At 69.8% G+C, this 22,525-nt stretch carries 18 protein-coding genes; 13 read left to right on the forward strand and 5 right to left on the reverse strand.

Annotated features, from left to right (window positions below; genetic code table 11):
• Positions 1–10: 10 nt before the first annotated feature.
• The gene (locus tag ACT54L_RS18615; RefSeq protein WP_476087119.1) at positions 11–427 is read right to left on the reverse strand and encodes a hypothetical protein; all 417 of its coding nucleotides are present in this window, start codon (positions 425–427) and stop codon (positions 11–13) included.
• Positions 428–553 (reverse strand): hypothetical protein, encoded by a 126-nt coding sequence (locus ACT54L_RS18620; RefSeq protein ID WP_476087120.1) that lies wholly within the window; start codon positions 551–553, stop codon positions 428–430.
• Between the two features lie 160 nt (positions 554–713).
• Here ACT54L_RS18620 and ACT54L_RS18625 point away from each other — a divergent pair, with 160 nt between their 5' ends.
• The 10 genes from ACT54L_RS18625 (at position 714) to ACT54L_RS18670 (ending at position 15,142) form a co-directional block, all read left to right on the forward strand.
• A complete protein-coding gene (locus ACT54L_RS18625; RefSeq protein WP_476087121.1) occupies positions 714–2,771 on the forward strand; it encodes an AAA family ATPase in 2,058 nt (685 codons plus the stop codon).
• A gap of 295 nt (positions 2,772–3,066) precedes the next feature.
• Positions 3,067–4,707 carry an ABC transporter substrate-binding protein gene (locus ACT54L_RS18630; protein WP_476087122.1) on the forward strand — a complete coding sequence of 547 codons (1,641 nt, stop codon included), beginning with the start codon at positions 3,067–3,069 and terminating at the stop codon, positions 4,705–4,707.
• A 4-nt stretch (positions 4,708–4,711) separates the two neighbouring features.
• Positions 4,712–5,743: an ABC transporter permease gene (locus tag ACT54L_RS18635; protein WP_476087123.1), complete on the forward strand. Its 1,032-nt coding sequence runs from the start codon at positions 4,712–4,714 to the stop codon at positions 5,741–5,743.
• Complete coding sequence (locus ACT54L_RS18640) at positions 5,740–6,585, forward strand: ABC transporter permease (RefSeq protein ID WP_476087124.1); 846 nt, start codon at positions 5,740–5,742, stop codon at positions 6,583–6,585. The genes ACT54L_RS18635 and ACT54L_RS18640 overlap by 4 nt, the downstream gene beginning before the upstream one ends.
• Positions 6,582–8,222 (forward strand): dipeptide ABC transporter ATP-binding protein, encoded by a 1,641-nt coding sequence (locus ACT54L_RS18645; RefSeq protein ID WP_476087125.1) that lies wholly within the window; start codon positions 6,582–6,584, stop codon positions 8,220–8,222. Before ACT54L_RS18640 ends, ACT54L_RS18645 begins: the two co-directional genes overlap by 4 nt.
• Positions 8,223–8,252: 30 nt before the next feature.
• Complete coding sequence (locus ACT54L_RS18650) at positions 8,253–10,256, forward strand: hydantoinase/oxoprolinase family protein (protein ID WP_476087126.1); 2,004 nt, start codon at positions 8,253–8,255, stop codon at positions 10,254–10,256.
• Entirely contained in the window at positions 10,253–11,839 is a 1,587-nt protein-coding gene (locus ACT54L_RS18655) for a hydantoinase B/oxoprolinase family protein (protein WP_476087127.1), read from the forward strand. The genes ACT54L_RS18650 and ACT54L_RS18655 overlap by 4 nt, the downstream gene beginning before the upstream one ends.
• 12 nt (positions 11,840–11,851) lie before the next feature.
• Positions 11,852–13,360: a MocR-like pyridoxine biosynthesis transcription factor PdxR gene (gene pdxR / locus ACT54L_RS18660; protein ID WP_476087128.1), complete on the forward strand. Its 1,509-nt coding sequence runs from the start codon at positions 11,852–11,854 to the stop codon at positions 13,358–13,360.
• Positions 13,361–13,448: 88 nt separating this feature from the next.
• Positions 13,449–14,768, forward strand: coding sequence for an aminotransferase class III-fold pyridoxal phosphate-dependent enzyme (locus ACT54L_RS18665; RefSeq protein WP_476087129.1), 1,320 nt, complete (start codon positions 13,449–13,451; stop codon positions 14,766–14,768).
• Entirely contained in the window at positions 14,765–15,142 is a 378-nt protein-coding gene (locus ACT54L_RS18670) for a nuclear transport factor 2 family protein (RefSeq protein WP_476087130.1), read from the forward strand. The genes ACT54L_RS18665 and ACT54L_RS18670 overlap by 4 nt, the downstream gene beginning before the upstream one ends.
• Positions 15,143–15,182: 40 nt before the next feature.
• Here ACT54L_RS18670 and glpK read toward each other — a convergent pair whose 3' ends face one another.
• The 3 genes from glpK to ACT54L_RS18685 all read right to left on the reverse strand — a co-directional run bounded on the left by glpK (position 15,183) and on the right by ACT54L_RS18685 (position 19,216).
• Positions 15,183–16,688 (reverse strand): glycerol kinase GlpK, encoded by a 1,506-nt coding sequence (gene glpK, locus ACT54L_RS18675; RefSeq protein ID WP_476087131.1) that lies wholly within the window; start codon positions 16,686–16,688, stop codon positions 15,183–15,185.
• A gap of 49 nt (positions 16,689–16,737) precedes the next feature.
• A complete protein-coding gene (gene glpD / locus ACT54L_RS18680; protein ID WP_476087132.1) occupies positions 16,738–18,297 on the reverse strand; it encodes a glycerol-3-phosphate dehydrogenase in 1,560 nt (519 codons plus the stop codon).
• 136 nt (positions 18,298–18,433) lie between these two features.
• The gene (locus tag ACT54L_RS18685) at positions 18,434–19,216 is read right to left on the reverse strand and encodes a DeoR/GlpR family DNA-binding transcription regulator (protein ID WP_476087133.1); all 783 of its coding nucleotides are present in this window, start codon (positions 19,214–19,216) and stop codon (positions 18,434–18,436) included.
• Between the two features lie 370 nt (positions 19,217–19,586).
• Between ACT54L_RS18685 and ACT54L_RS18690 the strand changes: the two genes are divergently transcribed.
• Genes ACT54L_RS18690 through ACT54L_RS18700 form a run of 3 tightly spaced genes read left to right on the forward strand, consistent with a single transcriptional unit; the run spans position 19,587 to position 22,518 of the window.
• Positions 19,587–19,877 (forward strand): hypothetical protein, encoded by a 291-nt coding sequence (locus ACT54L_RS18690; protein ID WP_476087134.1) that lies wholly within the window; start codon positions 19,587–19,589, stop codon positions 19,875–19,877.
• A gap of 59 nt (positions 19,878–19,936) precedes the next feature.
• Positions 19,937–21,706, forward strand: a complete 1,770-nt coding sequence (locus ACT54L_RS18695) for an N-acetylglutaminylglutamine amidotransferase (protein ID WP_476087135.1) — start codon at positions 19,937–19,939, stop codon at positions 21,704–21,706.
• 41 nt (positions 21,707–21,747) lie between these two features.
• Complete coding sequence (locus tag ACT54L_RS18700) at positions 21,748–22,518, forward strand: class II glutamine amidotransferase (protein WP_476087136.1); 771 nt, start codon at positions 21,748–21,750, stop codon at positions 22,516–22,518.
• The last annotated feature ends 7 nt before the right edge of the window (positions 22,519–22,525 follow it).

Below are 22,525 nucleotides of genomic sequence, written 5' to 3' on the forward strand. Positions count from 1 at the left end.
CCATGGGCTGTTACGGCCGCCGGTAATGGGCATCGAGCGCGAAGCGCACCTTGGCCTGGTCCAGATGGAAGCGGGCGAGGATGACGGCGCGGCTGCGGGGCGTGTGAAGGCCGGGGTCGGCATAGGCCACGAACAGCCCGCTTTCCCGCCGGTAGACGATGCGGCCGCGGGGGAAATACGCATAGTCGTGATCGACGATGGAGGCGGGCAGCCCCAGCCGCGCAAGACCTGCCACGCCGAGGCGCTGCCAGGCCTCCCAGACCTCGAAATGGCCCCGGGCATGCCCGAGACAATCGCCATAGGGCTCCGCCTCCGCCAAGGGCGTGGCATCGGTGACGAAGACCGGCGCGCCGCCGGGGACGGTCACCAGCCAGAAGATGCCCACGTGGGGCGGCGGCGCGGACGCCGTGTCGGGGGCGCCCGCCATCTAGAGGCCCCCGAACATCAGGTGCGCCACCAGGGCCGTCATGAGGGCGAACACCCCGAGGCCGATGACGAGCATCGCCCACAGGATCAGGGTCCGCGGCGGTTCCTTGCGATCTAAAGGCTGCATATGTCCACTCCGTCCACCGGAATGGAAATGCGCCCGTCATACGACATAATCGGTCGTGTATTGTCTCGCGCGGCGCCCCATCGCGCCCAACCGCTCTCCGACGTGCGACCGAATGTGTCGTTCGAGCATGGCATGTCCTGTCGCCATGATGGAGAGCGCCATGCACCCCTTTGAACGACACACCCTGTTGCGCCGCCTCGCCGCCTTGACCTTCGACGGCCCCCAGATGTGGGCGCGCCACTGGCGGACCAGCGAACTGTCCTATTGGGTGTTTCGCCACCACCGCGCCCTTGGCCTCGCGCTGCCGCCCACGGCTGGTGCGGCCGTCGAGCCGCCGGACAATGTGGCGGCCCGCGATGCCGTCTTTCGCCACCTGACCGGCCTGCGGCAAGGGCGAGTGCCCCAGCCCTCCCCCCTCGAGCGCAAGCTGGTCTGGCTCGGGCAGGAGGCGGGCCTGGGCGAACTCGATCAGGCCATCCTGGCGCTGCTGGTACGGCTGGCGATGGTGGTCGAGCTGCACACCCTCGAACTGGCGTTGAGCAGCCGCTTCATCCCCGAGCGCGCGCTCATCCCGCACAATACGGATGTGCCCGTGAGCAACATCGCCGCACTGCTGGGGCAGTCAACCGGCACCGTCAACCGACGTCTTTCCCCCGAGAAGCCCCTCCTGGTGTTCGGCTTGGTGGAAGACCGCTGCCGCAACGAGTTCGCCGCCGCCGATGTGACCCTGAAGGTGGCCGGCGCCCCCCGGGCGAGCGCCCCCGCGTTGCGCAACGTCCTGTTCGGCACCCCCAAATCCACGCCCCTGAAGTGGGACGACTTTTCCCACCTGAGCGCGGATGCCGAGGCGGTCAGCGCCCTGCTGGAGGCGGCCACGCGGACCAAGGCACGCGGCGTCAACATCCTGCTCTATGGTGCTCCCGGCACGGGCAAGACGGCCTTCGCCTCCGCCCTTGCGGCGCGGGCGGGCCTTCACGCCATCTTCGTCGGCGAGAGCGACGAGGATGGCGACGAGCCGACCCGCGTCCAGCGCATCGGCGCCTTGGCCCTCGCCCAGAAGCTGGCCAGCCGCAGCGCGGGCCTGCTCCTGGTGGTTGATGAGGCCGAGGACATTTTCGTCGGCGTGGACGACGAGGATGGCGGCAGCCGGCGTGGCGCCAAGGTGTTCATGAACAATCTGGTGGAGGCCAATCCCTGTCCCACCCTGTTCATTTCCAACCATCCGGGCCGGCTGGGCGCGGCTGTCCTGCGCCGCATGACCTATGCGGTGGAGTTTCCGGCGCTGGACCAGGGCGCCCGCGCGCGCATCATCCGCCGGTCGGCCGCCCGACATAGGCTTCGGCTTGGCGACCAGGATGTGGCGCGTTTGGCCCGCCTGGACGCCCCGCCGGCCCTGATCGATCACGGCCTGCGCGCCGCGCGACTGTGCGCCGCCGACAGCCGGTTCGCCCTGCGCGCCACGTCGTCCCTGATGAAGGTCATGGGGCGACGCGGCCCCCCCGCCGCGCACGCGACGGCCGACTTCGACCCTGCCTTCGCCTGCGCGGACATGGATCTGGCTGGCCTTGCCGAGAAGGTGGTGGCGAGCGGGCGCAGGGACATTTCGCTCTGCCTGTCCGGCCCTCCGGGCACGGGAAAGAGCGCCTATGCCCGCCATCTGGCGCGCTGCATGGGGCTTGAGGTGGTGGAAAAGCGCGCCAGCGACCTGTTTGGCATGTTCGTGGGGGAGACCGAGCAGAAGATCGCGGCCTGCTTCGAGGAGGCGAGGGAAAAGCACGCCTTCCTCATTTTCGACGAGGCGGATTCCCTCCTGCGCGACCGCACCACCGCCGGGCCGGCCTATGAGGTGCGCCAGGTCAACGAGATGCTGACCTGGATGGAAAGCCATCCCTATCCGTTCGCCTGCACCACCAATTTCGTCGATGGCCTCGATCCGGCGGCGGCGCGGCGCTTCCTGTTCAAGGTGACCTTCCTGCCCCTCGGTCCCCACCAGGCGCGGGCGCTGTTCCTCCATACCTTCGGCTTCGACGCTCCCGGCCGCCTGGACACCCTGGCTCCGCTCACCCCGGGCGATTTCGCCGTGGTCGCCCGTAAGGCGCGGGTGATGGGGGAACACGACCCGGACGCCTTGGTGGCGGCCCTCGCCGCCGAAGTGGCGGCAAAGCCGGGGGCGGCGCGGCCCATCGGCTTCAGGGCCTTAGCGGCGGCACGGCCTTGAGGCGTTCCAAGGCGGCGCCGGCCCCATCCCGGGCGGGCGCCGCCCAGCCCGGCCCTCGCGCGGCGCGCGGGGCACCTTGTGGCGGCGCGTCCGGCCGGGGGCGTGCCTGGGGTTGCAGGGGGGTGGAAAAAAAAACGTGCGGGGCCACTGGCTCACGGCCCGAGGGAATCTGGCACATTCTTTTGAGCCAATTCTGGACCTATCGATCAGCCCACAAGCTGTCATCTTCTGAGCCAGAAAAAGATCCGAACGTCGAATGACGTCGACCTTCCTTCCGACCAGAGGGGTCTGGACCATGAGTTTCGATCGCTTGGCCTTCACCCGAAGGCAGGGCCTGAAAGCCGTGCTCGCGACCGCCGCCGGCGGTGCCCTCGGCGCCTTCGGCGGGCTTGGCGCCGCCCAGGCGCAGACCCGCGCCGAGACGCTGCGCCACGTGCTCGCCGGCACCGTCAACACGCTCGACCCCACCATGCCAGGGGCGACGCGCGAATCCTTCGGCCTGTCCACGGCGGTGTATGATCGCCTGGCCTCCTATGGCCGCAAGCAGGTCAACGGCGCCTGGGTGTTCGACTTCGACAATATCCGCGGCGAGCTGGCGGAGAAGATCGACCGCTCGGCGGACGGGCGCACCTTCACCTTCCACCTGCGCAAGGGCGCCACCTGGCATGACGGTTCGCCGGTGACCGCCGAGGACGTGAAGTGGTCCCTCGACCGCGCCGTCTCCGCCAAGTCCCTGGCGGCGGGGCAGATTGCCACCGGCTCGCTGACCAAGCCCGACCAGTTCAAGGTGCTGGGCGAAGGGGTGGTGGAGGTCTCCCTCGACCGGCCGGACCGCCTGGCGCTCGCCAATCTGGCGGTGCCGCTCTCGCCCATGTTCAACAGCACGTTGGCGCGCCGCAACGCCACCGCCGAGGACCCCTGGGCGCAGGCCTGGCTGAAGGAGAACACCGCCGGCGGCGGCGCCTATATGGTGGAGCAGTATAAGTCCGGCCAGCAGACCCTCCTGAAGCGCAACGAGGCGTGGAAGAATGGCGCCGGCGGCGCGCTGCCCTATTTCCGGCGCGTCATCGCCCAGACCGTCCCGGAGGCCGCCACCCGCGCGAACCTTCTGGAGCGCGGCGACGCGGACATCGCCATCGACCTGCAGTCCAGCGACATCACCGCCCTGGAAGGGCGCGGCAAGATCAAGCTGGTGGCGACGCCACAGATCAACGGCTTCACCGCCATCGTCTTCAACACGCGCATGGTGCCGTTCGACAATCCCAAGGTGCGGGCCGCGCTGGCGGCGGCGCTGCCCTATGAGGCCATGTTCGAGGCCGCCCTCTTCCGGCGCGGCCGGCCGCTCTTCGGCGCCACCTGGACGCAGGCGCCCGACGGCGCCTTCCCCCAGCCCTTGCCGTTCCGCACCGACCCCGCCAAGGCCAAGGCCCTGTTGGCGGAAGCCGGCTTCCCCGACGGCTTCAAGACCACCTTCTCCTTCTCGTCCGGCGTCGCCGCCGTCGCCGAGCCCATGGCCACCCTGATCCGGGAAGCGCTGGGCGCCATCGGGGTGGAGGTCGCCATCCAGAAGCTGCCGCCGGCCCAGATGGCCAGCATGGAAGTGGAGCGGCGGGTGCCGTTCTTCATCTCGGCGGGCACGGCCTGGCTGCCGGCACCGGACTATTTCCTGCGCAATTATTTCACCGGCGACCACCGCTGGAACTTCAGCGGCTTTTCCAACCCGCAGCTGGACGCGCTGGCGCAGGCGGCCCGCTTCGAGGCGAATGCGGCCGCCTATGAGGCCACCTGCCGCCAGATGGTGGACATCGTCGCCCGCGACGTGCCCATGATTATGGTCTGGCAGCCCAACCAGGACGCGGTGATGGCGCCGAACATCGACGGCTACACCTATTGGTTCCACGGGCAGGTGGACTACCGAGACCTGCGCAGGTCCTGAGCGCATGTCCACACTGCTCACTATCGGCCGCAGGGTGGGGAAGCATCTCATCGCCTCCCTGCCGGCGCTGTTCGGGGTGGTCCTCTTCACCTTCCTGCTGATGCGCGTGCTGCCCGGCGATCCGGCCGCCTTCTTCGCCTCCGGGCCCAATGCCGGGCAGGCCGAGATGGCCCAGATCCGCGAGACCATGGGCCTCAACCGGCCCATCCCGGAACAGTTCGTGCGCTATCTCGGCGACCTCGCCCGCGGCAATCTCGGCCAGTCCATGACCACCGGCCAGCCGGTGATCGCGGATCTGGCCGAGCGCATGCCCGCCTCCCTGGAACTGACGGTCTTCGCCCTGGTGCTGGCCCTGGCGCTGGCCTTGCCGCTGGGCATTGTCGCGGCGCTGCGGCCCAATTCGCTGATCGACCATGGGGTGCGCTTCGTGTGCACGCTCGGCGTGTGCGTGCCCACCTTCGTCACCGGCCTGCTGCTGATCTATGTGTTCTACTATCTGCTCGGCTTCGCGCCAGACCCGACGGGGCGCATCGACATTTTCGCCGCCCCGCCGCCGGGGATCACCGGCTTTCTCCTCCTCGACTTCCTCCTGGTGGGGGATTTCGCCGGCTGGAGAGCGGCCTTCGGCCAGCTCATCCTGCCCGCCTGCACCATGGCGCTGTTCGTGCTCGCGCCGCTGGCGCGCATGACGCGGGCCTCGCTGCTGGCGGTGCTCGGCTCGGACTTCATCCGCACCGCCCGCTCGGTGGGCATGTCGGACTGGCGGGTGATCGTCGTCTATGCCCTGCGCAACGCGCTGTTGCCGGTGCTGACCATCATCGGCATCGTCTTCTCCACCATGCTTGGGGCCAATGTGCTGGTGGAGAAAGTGTTTTCCTGGCCCGGCATCGGCTCCTACGCGCTCGACGCGCTGCTGGCCTCGGACTATGCGCCGGTGCAGGGTTTCGTGCTGCTCATCGCGGTCATCTTCGTGATGGTCAATCTCATCATCGATGTCCTCTACGGCATCGTCGATCCGCGGATCTCCCTGAAATGAGCGCCACCCTTCGCCATGCCGGATGGGTGCTCCGCGGCAACCCGGTGACCGCCTGCGCCGCCGCCGGCGCGCTGGTGCTGGCCGCCATCGCCGTCTTCGCGCCGTGGATCACGCCCTATGATCCCGTCGCCTCCAATGTCCCCGCCGCGCTCCAGCCGCCCTCGGCGGCCCATTGGGCGGGCACCGACCAGCTGGGCCGCGACATCTTCAGCCGCCTGATCGCGGCCACCCGGCTCGACCTCGGCATCGCCGTCTCGGCGGTCGTCCTGTCCTTCCTGGCGGGGGCCACCATCGGGGCGCTGTGCGGCTATGCGGGCGGGCGCATCGACCGTTCCGTGGGGCGCGTGGTGGACGTGCTGATGGCCTTTCCGCTGTTCGTTTTGGCCATGGCGCTGGTGGCGGCCCTCGGCAATCGGGTGGAGAATATCGTCATCGCCACCGCCCTCATCAATCTGCCCTTCTACATCCGCTTCGCCCGCGCCGAGGTGAATGTGCGCCGCCATGCCGGCTGGGTGGAAGCGGCGCGGGCGGGGGGCGAAAGCCACGCCACCATCGTGATGGCCTATCTGCTGCCCAACATCCTGCCGGCCATGGCGGTGCAGATCTCGCTCAACCTGGGCTGGGCCATCTTGAATGCGGCGGGCCTGTCCTTCCTCGGCCTCGGCGTGCAGGCGCCCACCCCGGAATGGGGGATCATGGTGGCGGAAGGCGCCCGCTTCATCGGCAACGGCCAATGGTGGCTGGTGGCCTTTCCCGGCCTTGCGCTGATGCTGGCGGTGCTGTGCTTCAACCTCCTGGGCGACGGCCTGCGCGACATTCTCGACCCGAGGATGCGCACGTGAGCGGGCCCCTTCTCTCCATCCAGGACCTCCACGTCTCCTTCAGCACCCGCGCGGGGCTGGTGGAGGCGGTGCGGGGCATCGACCTGGAGCTTGCCCCCGGCGGCACGCTGGCGGTGGTGGGCGAGAGCGGCTCGGGCAAGTCGGTGACCGCCTATGCGGTGACCCAGTTGCTGGACCGGGCCGCGCGCATCCCCAAGGGGCGCATCCTGTTCCGGGGCGAGGACATCACCCGCGCCGATCCCGCCCGCATGAAGGCGCTGCGCGGGGCGGCCATCTCCATGGTGTTCCAGAGCCCGCGCACGGCGCTCAACCCCATCCGCCCCATCGGCCTTCAGGTGATGGATGCCATCGCCGCCCATGAAAGTTTGCCCAAGGCGGTGCTGCGGGCCCGCGCGCTGGCGCTCCTGGAGGCCGTGCGCATCCGCGATGCGGCGACCCGGTTCGATGCCTATCCGGCGGAATTGTCGGGCGGCATGTGCCAGCGGGTGATGATCGCCATGGCCATGGCCTGCAACCCGTCCTTGCTCATCGCCGACGAGCCCACCACCGGCCTCGACGTCACCACCCAGAAGACGGTGATGGACCTGCTCGCCGCGCTCACCGCCGAGCGGGGCATGGCGCTCATCCTCATCACCCACGACCTGGGGCTTGCCGCCTCCTATTGCCGGGACGTGATGGTGATGCAGCAGGGCCGCGTGGTGGAGCGGGCGCCGGCCGTCGACATCTTCCGCCGTCCCGCCCATCCCTATACCCGCCGCCTGGTGGCGGCCTCGCCCACCCCCACCTCCACCGTGGACGATCTGGTGGGCGAGGCGCCGCCCGCGCCCCGCGCGCCGAAGAGGCCCAGGGGCGAACGGGTGCTGCTGGACGTGTCCGGGATCGTGAAGCGCTACGGCGCCACGGTTGCGGTGGAGGATGTGTCGCTGACCTTGAGGGCGGGCGAGAGCCTGGGCCTTGTGGGCGAATCCGGTTCGGGCAAGAGCACCCTGTCGCGCATCGTGTGCCGGCTCGCGGATGCCGATGGCGGACGCCTGATGTTCGATGACGTGGACATCGGCGCCATCCCCCTGCGGTCGTTCCATGACTCGCCCTGGCGGCGCGAGATCCAGATCGTGTTCCAGGACCCCCACGAGAGCCTCAATCCCCGCTTTACCGCCTTCGAGTGCATCGCCCGCCCCTTGCGGCGCCTGGGCAAGCTGCGCGACGGGGCGCAGGTCAAACGCCGGGTGGAGGAGGTGGCGGACCGCTGCGGCCTGTCGCCCGACCTGTTGACGCGCTTTCCCCATCAATTGTCCGGCGGCCAGAAGGCCCGCATCGGCATCGCCCGCGCCATCGCGGTGGAGCCGCGCCTCCTGGTGCTGGACGAGCCGACGGCGGCGCTCGACGTGTCCGTCCAGGCGGTGGTGCTGAAGCTGCTGGACGATCTGCGGCGGGACACCGGGCTCGCCTTCCTGTTCGTCAGCCACGACCTCAATGTGGTGCGGATGATGTGCGAGCGCACCATCGTCATGCGCCACGGGCGCATCGTGGAGGAGGGGGAAAGCCAGGCCCTCTTCCGCCAGCCGCAGGCCGCCTATACCCGCGAGCTGCTCGGCGCCATCCCCCATTTTGAACCCATGCAGGCCGCCACCGCCTGAGGGCGCGGGGCGAGGCAGGAGAAAACCGACGTGACCACGAGGCTATGGGACATCGGCACCGACATCGGCGGCACCTTCACCGATATCATCGCCGTCAGGCCCGACACCAACGAGACGCGGATCGGCAAGGTCCCCTCCCGGCCGGATGCCCCCGTCACCGCCATGCTGGAGGCCCTGGCGGCGGTGGGCGTGGCGCCGGAAGCCGTGCGCCGCTTCGTCCATGGCACCACCCGCGTCACCAATGCGCTGGTGGAGGAGCGCCTGCCGCGCGTGGCGCTGGTGGCCACCGCCGGCTTCGAGGACGTGCTGGAAATCGCCCGCTATCGCCGCGAGGAGCTTTATCGCCTCGACGTGCGGCCCAAGGCATTGCCGCTGGTGCCGGCGCAGCTGTGCTTCGGCATTCGCGAGCGGCTCGGCCCCGATGGCCAGGTGATCGCGCCCCTGGACGACGCCGAGATTGCGCGCCTGAAGGCCTGGCTGGTGAAAAACAAGGTGGAGAGCGTCGCGGTCTGCCTGCTGCATTCCTACGCCAATCCGGCCCATGAGAAGAGGATCGCGGCGGGGATTGCCGGCGTGGTGCCCCATGTGTGCGTCTCCCATGAGATCAATCCCGAGGCCCGCGAATATGAGCGGGCCTCGTCCACCGCCTTCAACGCGGCGGCCATGCCCATCGCGGTGGAATATCTCACCGAGCTGGAGCACCGCCTGCCCATCGGCGCGGGATTGCAGGTGTTCCATTCGGCGGGCGCCATGGTGCCGGTGCCGGCGGTGAAGCGCCGGCCGCTGGTGATGGCCATGTCCGGCCCGGCGGCGGGCGTGTCCGCCTCCGCCCGCATTGCCCGCACCCTCGACCGGCCGCGCGTGCTCACTTTCGACATGGGCGGCACCACCACCGACGTGTGCCTGATCGTGGATGGCGCCGCCGAGATGACGGACACCCGCATGATGGGTGGGCGTCCGCTGCGCCAGCCCATGCTGGCGGTGCATTCCATCGGCGCCGGCGGCGGCTCCATCGTGACCCTGGGGCCAGGCGGCCTGGCCGTGGGGCCGAAGAGCGCCGGCTCCGTGCCGGGGCCGGCCTGCTACGGGCGCGGCGGCGACCGGCCCACCATCACCGACGCGAATGCGGTGCTGGGCTATCTCGATCCGCAGGCGCGCCTGGGCGACACCATCCAGATCGATGTGGAGGCGGCGCGCCGGGTCATTGCGCCCATCGCGGCGGAGCTGGGCTTCGGCATCACCGAGACGGCGCTGGGCATTGTCAAGGTGGCCGGCGCGGCGATGGCGCGGGCGCTCCGGCGCGTGACGGTGGAGCGCGGCGTGGACGGGCGCGACTGCACGCTGCTCGCCTTTGGCGGCGGCGGCCCCATGCATGCGGCGGGGCTGGCCGACATGTACGGGCTGTCCGAGATCATCGTACCGGCCGCCTCCAGTGCCTTCTCGGCGCTGGGCTGCCTGACCGCCGATTTCTCCTTCCTCCAGCAAGGCACGGTGCGCATGCCGCTCACCGATTTCCCGCACGCGGCCTTCGCCGCGCGGGTGGCCGAGCTTTCGGCGGAGGCGACCGGGCCGCTCCTGGCCAATGGCATCGCGCCGCAGGAGATCCGCGTGGAGCATGTGGCGCTCATGCGCTACAGCGCCCAAAGCGACGCCATCCCGATTCCCTTCGTCCTGCCGCTGGACCGGGCGCGGCTGGAGGCCGACTTCCACCGCCGCCATCGCGACCTGTTCGGCTATGCCACCGGGGAGGCGTGCGTGATCGAATCCCTGCGCGTCCAGGCGCTGAAGCCGTCCTCGGTGCCGTTCTCCCGCCCGGACGTGGGCCGCGCCACGGGCACCGCCCGCACCCGCCTGTGCGTGTTCGACGCCTCCGGCCCGGTGGAAACCGCCATCCTTCCGCGCGAGACCCTGTCGGGCGTCACCCATGGCCCGGCCATCATCGAGGACGCCTGGTCCACGGTGGTGGTGCCGCCCGGCTGGCAGGTGCGCCCCGATGATCTCGGCAACCTCTTCATGACGCGGAGCGCCGCATGACCCCCCTGGACCCCTTCGTCGTCGAGGTCATCCGCCACGGCCTGTCGGCCGCGGCCGAGGAGATGAGCCTCGTCATGACCCGCTCCGCCCGCTCGCCGCTGCTGCGGGAGGCGGGCGACCTGTCCTCGGCCATCATGGACGCCGCCGGCGGCCTGGTGGGGCAGGGGCGGGACATTCCCATCCATCTGGGCGCCATGTGCTACACGGTGCCCGAACTCCTGAAGGTGTATCCCGCCGCCGCCATGCGCGAGGGCGATGCCATCGTCTACAATGTGGGCGCGCTCGGCGGAAACCATCTCAACGACGTGAAGGTGGCCCGTCCCGTCTTCGTGGACGGCCGGCTGGTGGCCTTCGCCCTGAGCCTTGCCCACTGGCCGGACGTGGGCGGCACCTGGCCCGGCAGCTATCTGGCCCATGCGGTGGACACCTTCCAGGAGGCCATCCGCATTCCCCCGCTGCTGATCGCCAGTGCGGACGGGGTCAACCGCCCGGTGCTGGACTTCATCCTGGCCAATGTGCGCGATCCGGTCTCCTGCGAGGGCGACCTGCTGGCGCAGCTGGCCGCCACCAGCGCGGCCGAGCGGCGCATCCGCGACATGTGCGCCCAGCACGGCACCGACACCTTCGTCGCCGCCATGGCGCGCCTTCACGACCTCTCCGAGGCCGAGATGCGCGCCGCCATCACCGATCTGCCCGACGGCACCTATGAGGGCGAGGATTTCCTCGACGATGGCGGGCCGGATGGCGCCCCCTCGCGCATCCATGTGCGCATCGAGATCCGTGGCGACGAGGCCACCTTCGACCTGTCCGGTTCCGCCGATCGGGTGGCCACCTTCTGCAACACCACCCCCTTCATCGCCCGTTCCGCCGTGGTCTACGCGGCGCGCATCCTGAGCGGGCGGGACATGCAGCAGAATGCCGGCGCCCTGCGGCCGCTCACCATTCTCACGCGGCCGGGCTCCATCCTGGAGCCGGGCTGGAAGGCGGCCGTGGCGGCTGGCAACCACGAGACCTCCATGCGGGTGGTGGATGCGGTGTTCCGCGCCATGGAGAATGTCATCCCCGAGCGCCTGTCGGCGGGCGGACCGGCCACCTCCGGGCTCCTGGCCTTCGCCGAGCCGATGCCGGACGAGAGCTGGCGCATGCTCTATGAGGTCCATGGCGGTGGCGAGGGGGCGCGGCACGATCGCGACGGGGCGCCCGCCACGCGCGTGCATCTCGCCAACACCTCCAACACGCCGGCCGAGGTGATCGAGGCGAACTATGCCATTCGCGTGGAGCGCCAATCCATCCGCCGGGGCGCGGGCGGCCAGGGGCGCCATGTGGGCGGCGACGGCATCGTGCGCGCCTACCGGGTGCTGGCGCCCTCCATGTGGTTGACCACCTGCGTGGAGCGCACGAAGATTCCGCCCTATGGCCTGCAGGGCGGGGAAGCGGGCGCGCCTTATGTGCTCACGCTCGAGCGCGGCGGGGTCGTCTCCTCCCTGCCGGGCAAGGCCAATCTTCTCCTGGAGGCGGGTGACCTCGTGACCATAGAGGGATGCGGCGGCGGCGGCTTTGGAGCGCCGGCGCCGGCAAGCTGAGGAGCGCGGATCGTGCCGAGGCAGGGAAGGGAACGCCGCGCCGCCGCGCCCGCCGCCGCCGGGCGGCGCATTTCCATGGCCGGGCTCGGGCTCGATCGCGGCTCCGATCTGCCGCTCTACCAGCAAGTGGCCGCCCATCTGCGCAACCAGATCCTGGACGGCCGCCTCCAGGCGGGCACGCGGCTGGCGGGGTCCCGCACGCTGGCGGAGGAGCTGGGCTGCTCGCGGGCCATCGTGCTCACCGCGTTCGACCTGCTGTATTCGGAAGGCTATCTGCGCTCGGTGCCGCGCGGCGGGGTGGAGGTGGCGGCGGTGGCGAAATCCTCCGGCGCCGCCGTGCCCGTCGCCGATGCCGCCCTGGAGGGGCAATGGCTCTCCGATGCCTGGCAGGCGGTGCTGGAGACGGGCTACGAGTTTGATCTCGGCTCGCCCTTCAGCCCGGGCTCGCCGGACCTGTCCGACTTCCCGTTCGAGGTCTGGTCGCGCATGCTGCGCCAGAGCTGGGCCAACCCGCCGCCTTCGGCCTGCATTGACATGTCGCCGCTCGGCTGGGGACCGCTGCGCGAGGCGACGGCGGAATATCTCGGCGCCGTGCGCGGCCTGCTGTGCCAGCCGGAGGAGGTGGCCATCACCTCCGCCAGTTCCGGCGCGCTGAACCTGTGCAGCCGGATGCTGCTCAATCCCGGCGACGAGGTGTGGGTGGAGGAGCCCGGCTTCATCGAGGCCCGCTGGAGCCTGAAGGCCGCCGGCGCCCGCCTGGTGCCGGTGCCGGTGGACGATAAGGGGCTGGTGGTGGAGGAAGGCATCCGCCGCGCGCCCAATGCCAAGGTGGCGGTGGTCACGCCCTCCCATCAGTTTCCGCTCGGCGTGCCCATGGCGCTGGAGCGCCGGCAGGCGCTGCTGGAATGGGCGAACCGCCAGGGCAGCTGGATCATCGAGGACGATTATAATTCCGAGTTCCGCCATCGCGGCAGCATGACGGCCTCCCTGAAGTCCCTCGATCGCTCGGGGCGGGTGGTCTATCTCGGCACCTTTTCCAAGGTCATGCTGCCGAGCCTGCGGATCGGCTATCTGGTGGCCAGCCCCCGCTTCGTGGACGCCTTCGGGCGCGGGCGGGCGCGGGTGGACGTGCATCCCGCCGGCACCGCCCAATTGGCGCTGGCCAAGTTCCTGCGCGAGGGGCACCTGCTGCGCTATCTCCGGCGCATGCGCAAGGTCTATGGCGAGCGCCAGAAGGCGGTGATCGAGGCGGTGGAGGCGCTCATGGGCGACAAGGTGGAAATCGCCTCGCTCCCCGCCGGCCTGCACCTGACGGCCCAGTTCCGGCCTGGCCTGTCCGATCGCGTCAGCGATGCGGACATCTCCCGCCGCAGCCGGGGCACCGGCCATTTCGTGCAGCCGCTGTCCCAATGCTATGTGGGGCCGGCTGATCGCCAGGGCCTCATCATCGGCTATGGCCGCCTCCCGAAGGAGGAGGCGTTCGCCCGCCTTGCCGCCGTATCGGCCCTGTTTCCGGCCTGATCTGGCTCACCGATTATCCCGGAAACTGGAACTGTCACGATCCAGCGCGTCTTTCTAGGGTCGCCTCATCACGGGTGAGGAACGCGCAATGGGCAGGCTGCTTCGGACGGGTCTTAACGCCGGCTCGGTGGCGCCGCTGGTGGTGGGTGGCGAGGGCGTCTATTTCCATCTCAGCGACGGGCGCAAGGTCCTCGACGGGTCCAATACCGGCGGCCCCCTGGGCCATGGCCATCCGCGCATGGCCGCCGCCCTGCGGGACGCCGCCGCCTTGCCCATGGTCAGCGAGGGCTGGAACTGGCGCGGGCGCGACGCGGCTGCCGAGCGCCTGTTCGAGGTGGGGCTGAAGGACGAGGCGCACTGGGCGGGCGCGGTGCGCTTCTGCCTCAGCGGCAGCGAGGCCAACGACCTCGCCTTGTCCCTCTCGCAGGCCCTGACCGGCCGCAAGGCCATCGCCACCCGTGAGCGGGCTTATCATGGCCTCGTGGGCCTCAGCCGCGACGTGACGGTGCAGCCGCACTGGCATGGCGGCCTTGCCGCGCCCGGCGTCACCAAGGTGCCGCCGCCCGGCGCCCAGGTGCATGTGCTGCCCGCCCCCGACACCGCCCTTTATCTGGCCGAGGGCAATCCGGCGACAGTTCCCGCCGCCGCGCGCCTTGCGGGCGAGGCGGGCAAGCTGTCCCAGTCGGCCGCCGTGATCGTCGACTACAGCCAGGGCGGCTTCTATCACGATGGCGCCTATCAGGACGCCATGGCGGACCTGGCCCGCGCCAATGGCGCCTTGTGGATCGCCGACGAGGTGGTGACGGGCCTTGGCCGCGCCGGCCGCCCCTTCGCCTTCAGTGCCGGCGAGAGCCGGCCGGACATCGTCACCCTCGGCAAGGGCCTGGGCGGCGGCATGGCGCCGGTGGCCGCCATCATCCTGTCCAAGGACGTGCTGGCGGAGCTGGATGGCAAGAGCTGGCAGAATTACGGGACGCTGCGCGGCCATCCCATGGCTATGGCGGCGGTCTCCGCCTATCTGGACATTCTGGTGGAGGAAGACCTGCTGGCGCGGGTGGCGGCGCTGGAAACCCTATTCGCCCGCCGCCTGGGCGAGATCGCGGCCCGCCATCCCAGCGTCGCGCGGGTGGCCGGGCAGGGGCTGCACTGGACCATCGAACTGTTCGGCCCGGACTGGCGGGACTGGCGCGCCGACACGGTGGAGGCGCCCATCGCCTCGCGGGTGGCGGCCGGCGCGCTGGCCCAGGGCGCGGTGATCGGCACCAGCGGCGAGCAGGTGTCCCTCTTCCTCGCCCCGCCCCTCATCATCGCAGAGCCGGAGGCGGAGACCCTCCTGACCATTCTCGACGAAAACCTCAGCCTCGCGGATCGCGAGCACAACAGGGCGATGGAAGGTGCAGCGCGATGAACGAGATCGAAGCCATTCTGGCGACCGTGCAGGGCTATTTCGACGCGCTCTATTTCGGCAGCGTTGAGGGTTTCCGAGCGGCCTTCCATCCGCAGGCGCAGCTGTTCTCCTCCGAGGGGGGCACCACGGCGGCGCTGGGCATGGACGCCTATATGGAGCGCGTGGCGGGCCGTCCCGCCCCCTCATCCCGCAACGATCCCCGCCATGACGAGGTGGTGGCGGTGACCCTGACCAGCCCGTCCACCGCCCATGTGCGGGTGCGCGACGCGCTTCTGCCCAACCGCTTCGCGGATGACCTGCTCCTGGTCAAGTATGCCGACGGCTGGAAGATCGTCTGCAAGGCCTGGGCCTATGACCCGCTCGTGAGCGCCTGACGGCGGTCCTTCGTCCACCCCGCCTTCCGTCCGCCCGCCTTCAGTCCACCACGTGCAGCGCGCGGGCCACGGCGGCCTGCCAGCCCTTGAGCTTGCTCGCCTGCACCGCCTCGGTCATCTGCGGCGCGAAGCGGCGGTCCAGATGCCAGTTGGCGGCGAAGGCGTCGGGTCCGCCATAAAGGCCGGCGCGCCAGCCGGCCAGGAAGGCGGCGCCCAGGGCGGTGGTCTCGCGCACCCGCGGGCGGTCCACCGGTAGGCCCAGGATGTCGGCGATGAATTGCATGGTCCAGTCGCTGTCGGACATGCCGCCATCCACCCGGAGGACGCCCTCGGCGCCGTCGAGGCCCGACTGGGCCATGTCCGCGCGCATGGCGTCCAGGAGGTCGCGCGTCTGGTAGCCGACGCTCTCCAGTGCCGCGCGGGCGATCTCGCGACGGGTGGTGCCCCGGGTCAGCCCGCTCAAGGTGGCGCGGGCATCGCTGCGCCAATGAGGGGCGCCGAGGCCGACGAAGGCGGGCACCAGATAGACCGGCTGGCTCTCGTCCGCCTGCGCCGCCAGTGCGGTGCTCTCCGCGGCGGTGGCAATGATGCCCAGGCTGTCCCGCAGCCATTGCACCGTGGAGCCGGCGGAGAAGATGGCCCCCTCCAGCGCATAGGCCCGCGCGCCGTCCCATTGATAGGCGATGGTGGTGAGGAGGCGGTGGCGCGAGCGCGGCCGCGCCGCGCCCGTATTGAGCAGCATGAAGGCGCCGGTGCCATAGGTGACCTTGGCAAGGCCCGGCGCGAAGCAGGCCTGGCCGATGAGGCTTGCCTGCTGGTCGCCCACCAGGGCGAGCACCGGCAGCTCACGGCCGAGCAGGGCCTTGGAGGTGACACCGAACGAGCCGGCGGTGTCGCGCACCTCCGGCAGGAGCGCCTCGGGAACCCGGAACAGGCGCAGGAGATCGGCATCCCAGGCGCCGGCCGAAATGTCGAACAGCAAGGTGCGAGAAGCGTTCGTCACGTCCGTCGCATGCACAGCGCCGCCGGTGAGCTGCCAGAGCAGGAAGCAGTCCACGGTGCCGAAGGCGAGGTCCCCCCGCTCCGCCCGCGCCCGCGCGCCAGGCACGTTGTCCAGCAGCCAGGCGATCTTGGTGGCAGAGAAATAGGGGTCGATCAGAAGCCCGCTGCGCTCGGACACCAGCGCCTCGCAGCCGTCTGCATTGAGGGTGTTGCACACTTCCGCCGTCCGCCGGTCCTGCCACACGATGGCCGGCGCGATGGGCTCGCCGGTGCGGCGGTCCCAGATCACCACGGTCTCGCGTTGGTTGGCGATGCCGATGGCGGCGATGTCGGAGGCGGAGAGGCCCGCCTTGGTGAGCGCCTCGCGCAGGGTGGCAAGGCTGGTCTCCCACAGATCGCGAGGATCGTGCTCCACCCAGCCGGGATGGGGGAAATGCTGGGGAAATTCCCGCTGCGCCGTCGCCACCGGCACGAAGGCGCGATCGAACACAATGGACCGGGTCGAGGTGGTGCCCTGGTCGATGACTAGAATGTGGGTCTCCACGCCCGTCCTCCCCGTTTTTGGTCTTGAGCCGGTCTTCAGGTCCCGGTCTTCAGGTCTCTGCGCCCTGCCGCGCTGCGGCCATGAAGGCATCGAGCGCCGCCACCTCGTCCGGGGACAGGCGCAGGCCGAGCTTGGTCCGGCGCCAGATCACGTCCTGCGCGGTGCGGGCGAACTCCTCCTGCATCAGATGGCGCACTTCGGCAATGGTGAGCCCGGCCCCGAAGCTGCGCCGCGCACCGGGATCGGCGTCCGCCTCGGCGAGGATGTCCACCGCCCGCGTGCCATAGGTGCGGGCGAGCCGGGCGGCGTCTCCGGCCGCAAGCCAGGGATGGCTCTCCGACAGAGCCCGCGCCAGCTCCGCCGTGCCGCCCCGCTGGAAATGGCCGCCGGGCAGCGGCGCGCTGCCCGTCCAATCGCCGTGCCGGCCGGCGGCGGGGCCAAGATGCGCGGAGAGCTTGTCGAGGGCATCGAGGGCCAGGTGGCGATAGGTGGTGATCTTGCCGCCGAGCACCGACAGGAGCGGCGCGGCCTCTTCGTTCAGCTCCAGCACATAGTCGCGCGTGGCCGCCTGGGCGGCGCTGGCGCCGTCGTCATAGAGGGCGCGCACGCCGGAATAGGTCCACACCACGTCGTCGGGCGTCACCGGGCGGGCGAAATAGGCGCTGGCGGCGGAACACAGATAGGCGGTTTCCTCCGGCGTGATGGCGGGGGCGGCCGGATCGCCCTCATAGTCCAGGTCGGTGGTGCCGATGAGGGTGAAGTCGTCCTCATAGGGAATGGCGAAGACGATGCGCCCGTCCGGGTTCTGGAAGATGTAGCAGCGGTCGTGCTCGAACAGGCGGGGCACCACGATGTGCGAGCCCTGCACCAGGCGCAGCTTGCCCTTGAGCGGCGGGCGCGCCGCCCCGATCTGCCGGTCGGCCCAGGGCCCGGCGGCATTGACGAGCACGCGGGCGCGCACGGCCTTGCGGGTGCCGCTGTCCTGGTCTTCCAGGCTGAGCGTCCAGGCGTCGGCGGCGCGGTCGAGGGCGATGGCGCGGGTGCGCGTCTCGATCACCGCGCCCCGGGCGCGGGCGTCGCAGGCGTTCAGCACCACCAGGCGCGCGTCATCCACCCAGCAGTCGGAATATTCAAAGCCGCGCGTGCGCAAGTCCCCCTTCAGCGGGGTGCCGGCGGCATCGCGACCAAGATCCAGCGCGCGCGCCTTGGGCAGGAGCTTGCGTCCGCCGATGTGGTCATAGAGGAACAGGCCCAGGCGCAGCATCCACCAGGGCCGCATGCCCCGCCCATAGGGCAGCACGAAGCGCAGCGGATGGACGATGTGGGGCGCGATGCCCCACACCACCTCGCGCTCGGTGAGCGCCTCGCGCACCAGCTTGAACTCGTAATATTCCAAGTAGCGCAAGCCGCCATGGAGCAGCTTGGTGGAGGCGGAGGAGGTGGCGCTGGCCAGGTCGCCCTGCTCGCACAGATAGACCGAATAGCCCCGGCCGGCCGCATCGCGCGCGATGCCGCATCCGTTCACGCCGCCGCCGATGATGGCGATGTCGAACACCCCATCCGCCGGCGGTCCGGCCGGCTGACGTGCGGAGGCGGGCACCCGTTCCATGTGAAGAGACCTCTCCCGGACGCGCGGCCGAGGGCGGCAGCTCGACCGATGGGGAAAGGCTAAAGCGAACACGGATATGTTCGCAATCGAAAATAGCGAACATGAATTAGGGCGTTTCTCCTTGGATTACAGGAGGTCAGGCGCTTTCGTTTTCCCCCAGTGCCTCCACCAGGGCGACCCCATGGGTGGCGCAGAGCGCGCGCAGACGGGGGGAGGGCAGATGATCTGTGACGAAGGCGGCCATCTGGGAGAGATGGCCCAGGCGCACCGGCGCCACGCGCCCCACCTTGCTCTTGTCGCAGACCAGGATGACCCGCCGGGCATTGTCCATGATGGCGCGCGCGACCGTCACCTCCAGCGGGTCGAAGTCGAGCAGTGCGCCGTCCTCGTCGATGGCGGAGGCGCCGATGATGGCGGTGTCCACCTTGAACTGGCGGATCATGTCCACCGCCGCCGGCCCCACCACCGCGCCGTCGGAGGGCCGCACCTGGCCGCCGGCCACCATCACCCGGAGCGCGGGGAAGGGGTAGAGGCGCAGCGCCACATTGATGTTGTTGGTGATGACCAGGAGGTCGCGATGGCCGCTGATGGCCCGCGCCACCTCCTCCGTGGTGGTGCCGATGGTGATGAACAGGGAGGAATTGTCGGGGATGAGCCGGGCCGCCGCATCGCCGATGGCGCGCTTGGCGGGGGCGGCGATCTGCCGGCGGGCCTCATAGGACAGGTTCTCCACCGCCGAGGAGACCACGGCCCCGCCATGGGTGCGCGCCAGCAGATTGCCGCCGCACAAGGCATTCAGATCGCGCCGGATGGTCTGGGGCGTCACCCGCAGGCGGCGGGCGAGGTCCTCCACCTCCACATGGCCGCTGGCGCGGGCCAGGGAGAGAATGGCGGTCTGGCGATCATTCAGCGCGGGCACGCGGGGCCATCCTGGCAGGCGAAATTGGCCGGTACGATGTCCGGGCTTGGCCGGCAGATCAATGGCGTTGGGCCTGCGAGCCTGGATGTGGAACTATGTGACCTTCCAGCGCGACGCCCGCCTCATCGCCGATCGCGCGCCCCCGGTGCCCGGCAGGAGCCGCAGGTGCCCTCCGCCGTGACCTCGGACGGGCGCCCCAAATCCTTGGCGGACGGCGACTTTTCCGCCCCCGCCGGCCCGCCGCCGCCGCGCGGGTCGCACCCGGTGCCGGCGGGCGATACGGAACGCTCCCGGGCCTGAGGCGTTTGCCGAGGGGACGGGGAGGTTGGCAGGGGGACGGCGTGGTGAAACGGGACCTGAGGACACGGCCATGAGAACCGCCCTGATGGCGATGCTGCTGACGGCCTTCTCCCTTCCGGCCGCGGCGCAGGAGGTCAATGCCCTGCGCCTGTCCTGCGCGCAGGCGAGGGGATGGGTCAATTCTCATGGCGCGGCCCTCATCCGCACCAGCCCTTCCACCTTCGATCGCTATGTGCGCGACCGGGGCTTCTGCGTGGTGCCGGAGGACACCAAGCCCGAGTGGATCCGCACCCGCGACGTGGCCCAGTGCTTCGTGGGCTACACCTGTTACGACCCCTCCCGCGACCGCTCGAACCGCTGAGGGGCTAGCCGCGGGCACAGACGGGGGCAATCACGGGGGAGAAGCATCACGGAGGCAAAATGTGTGGCATTTGCGGTGAGGTGAACCGGGATGGAACCGTCGGCCTGCGCGTCCTGGAGGACATGGCCGAGCCCCTCACGCCCCGCGGCCCCGACGGGGTCGGCGTGTTCGCCCAGGGCGGCATCGGACTGGCCCATCGGCGCCTGAGCATTCTCGACCTGAAGGCCACCTCCCAGCAGCCCATGGTGGATGCGCAGCTCGGTCTCGCCATCGCCTTCAACGGCTGCATCTACAATTTCCGCGACCTGCGCCAGGAGCTGAGCGCCAAGGGCTACAGCTTCTTCTCGCAGGGCGACACCGAGGTGATCCTGAAGGCCTATCACGCGTGGGGCGCGGACGCGGTGAAGCGCCTCCAGGGCATGTTCGCCTTCGCCATCTGGGAAATGTGGACGGGCCGCGTGGTGCTGGCCCGCGACCGGCTGGGCATCAAGCCGCTCTATCTGGCGCAGGTGGGATCGTCCTTGCGGTTCGCTTCCACCTTGCCGGCGCTGCTGGCCGGGGGCGGGGTGGACACTGCCATCGATCCGGTGGGCCTCCACCATTATATGAGCTTCCACAGCGTGGTGCCGGCCCCCCACACCCTCTTTCGCGGCGTGCGTAAGCTGCCGCCCGCCACCGTCCTGACCCTGGAGCCCGATGGCCGGCGCCATGAGCACGTCTATTGGTCGGTGCGCATGGGCGAGGGCTTCGATGCCGCCGAGAGGGGCGAGGAGGAGTGGCGCGAGACCCTCACCCACGCCCTCCAGACGGCGGTGGAACGCCGCGCCGTTTCCGACGTGCCCATCGGCGTGCTGCTCTCCGGCGGGGTGGATAGTTCGCTGCTCGTTGCGCTGCTGGCGCGGCTCGGCCACTCCGACATCCGCACCTTCTCGGTGGGCTTTGAAAGCGTGAACGGCCTCAAGGGCGACGAGTTTGAATATTCCGACCTCATCGCCCGCACCTATGGCACCGACCACCACCGCATCGTGATCCCGCAGGAACGGGTGCTCGACGCGTTGCCCGGCGTCATCGGCGCCATGTCCGAACCCATGATGAGCCATGATTGCGTCGGCTTCTATCTCCTGGCGCAGGAGGTGGCGCAGCATGTGAAGGTGGTGCAGAGCGGGCAGGGGGCGGACGAGACCTTCGCGGGCTATCACTGGCACGAGAAGATGCTCACCTCGGCCGATCCGGTGGCCGACTATGCCGCCCTCTATTTCGACCGCGACCACGGCGAGATGGCCAACGCGCTGTCTCCGGACCTGCTGGGTGCCGACCATAGCCGCGTCTTCGTGGAGGCGTTCTTTGAACGCTGCGGCGAGACCTCGCCCATCAACAAGACGCTGCAGATCGACACCGAGATCATGCTGGTGGACGATCCGGTGAAGCGCGTCGACAACATGACCATGGCCTTTGGCCTCGAAACCCGGGTGCCTTTCCTCGACCACGAGATGGTGGAGCTGGCCGCCCGCATTCCCTCGGAACTGAAGGTGCAGTCGGGCGGCAAGCACATCCTGAAGGAGGCCGCGCGCCGCATCCTGCCGGCGGAGGTGGTGGACCGGCCGAAGGGCTATTTCCCCGTGCCCGCGCTCAAATACATTCGCGGGCCCTATCTCGACTTCGCCCGCGACGTGCTGAACCAGGAGGCCGCCCGCACGCGCGGCCTCTTCCGGCGGGATTATGTGGACCGCCTGCTGGCCGATCCCGAGGGGAATCTCACCGCCAAGGGTCATTCCAAGCTGTGGCAGGTGACCGTCCTGGAGCACTGGCTCCAGACCCACGCGGCGTGACGGGGCGCCGGGCCGCGACCATTCGCAAAGGAGGAAAATCCATGTGCCGGTGGATGGCCTATTCGGGCGAACCCATTGCACTCGATCGCTATGTGACGCGCTCGTCCCATTCCCTGGTGGTGCAGAGCCAGAAGGCGCTGGAATCCACCATGGCCATGAACGGCGACGGCTTTGGCCTCGGCTGGTATGACGATCTGCCGGACCCGGGCGTCTATCGGGAGATCCGCCCCGCCTGGTCGGACGAGAATCTGCGTTCCCTCAGCCGCCACTTGCGCTCGCGCCTGTTCTTCGCCCATGTGCGCGCCGCCACCGGCACGCCGGTGACCCGGCCCAATTGCCACCCCTTCGCCTACGGCCGCTGGCTGTTCATGCATAATGGCTATCTTGCCAACTGGATCGCGCTCCGCCGCACCGTGGAGGGCATGATCCCCGACGCGATGTATGGCGCCCGGGCCGGTTCCACGGATTCGGAGGCGCTGTTCCTGGCGCTGATGGGGCAGGGTTTGGCGGAGGATGCGGAGCCGAACCCGGTTGCGGCGGTGGGGCGGTTCCTGGCGCGTGTGGCGGAACTGGCGGGGTCGGACCCATTCCTCTTCACCGCCGCCCTGTCGGACGGCGTGCATCTCTACGCCTTCCGCTACGGCGTCAATGCTCGGCCGAACTCGCTTTATTACCGAGCGGCCCGCAATGGCGTGCTCATCGCCTCCGAGCCGCTGGACGATGACCGCTCCACCTGGATCGAGGTGCCGCCGCAATCGGCGCTGTGCGCCCCGTCCGGCGGACCCGTCTCGGTTCTGCCGCTGGCGGCGTGAGGGGGGC

Source organism: Aquabacter sp. DMC10 (assembly GCF_056314145.1).

Coding starts and splice junctions, on each gene's coding strand:
- ACT54L_RS18620 (WP_476087120.1), bottom strand. CDS start 553: ATGCAGCCTTTAGATCGCAAGGAACCGCCGCGGACCCTGATCCTGTGG.
- ACT54L_RS18665 (WP_476087129.1), top strand. CDS start 13,449: ATGGGCAGGCTGCTTCGGACGGGTCTTAACGCCGGCTCGGTGGCGCCG.
- ACT54L_RS18690 (WP_476087134.1), top strand. CDS start 19,587: ATGAGAACCGCCCTGATGGCGATGCTGCTGACGGCCTTCTCCCTTCCG.
- ACT54L_RS18640 (WP_476087124.1), top strand. CDS start 5,740: ATGAGCGCCACCCTTCGCCATGCCGGATGGGTGCTCCGCGGCAACCCG.
- ACT54L_RS18700 (WP_476087136.1), top strand. CDS start 21,748: ATGTGCCGGTGGATGGCCTATTCGGGCGAACCCATTGCACTCGATCGC.
- ACT54L_RS18655 (WP_476087127.1), top strand. CDS start 10,253: ATGACCCCCCTGGACCCCTTCGTCGTCGAGGTCATCCGCCACGGCCTG.
- ACT54L_RS18630 (WP_476087122.1), top strand. CDS start 3,067: ATGAGTTTCGATCGCTTGGCCTTCACCCGAAGGCAGGGCCTGAAAGCC.
- ACT54L_RS18635 (WP_476087123.1), top strand. CDS start 4,712: ATGTCCACACTGCTCACTATCGGCCGCAGGGTGGGGAAGCATCTCATC.
- ACT54L_RS18670 (WP_476087130.1), top strand. CDS start 14,765: ATGAACGAGATCGAAGCCATTCTGGCGACCGTGCAGGGCTATTTCGAC.
- ACT54L_RS18625 (WP_476087121.1), top strand. CDS start 714: ATGCACCCCTTTGAACGACACACCCTGTTGCGCCGCCTCGCCGCCTTG.
- ACT54L_RS18615 (WP_476087119.1), bottom strand. CDS start 427: ATGGCGGGCGCCCCCGACACGGCGTCCGCGCCGCCGCCCCACGTGGGC.
- glpD (WP_476087132.1), bottom strand. CDS start 18,297: ATGGAACGGGTGCCCGCCTCCGCACGTCAGCCGGCCGGACCGCCGGCG.
- ACT54L_RS18695 (WP_476087135.1), top strand. CDS start 19,937: ATGTGTGGCATTTGCGGTGAGGTGAACCGGGATGGAACCGTCGGCCTG.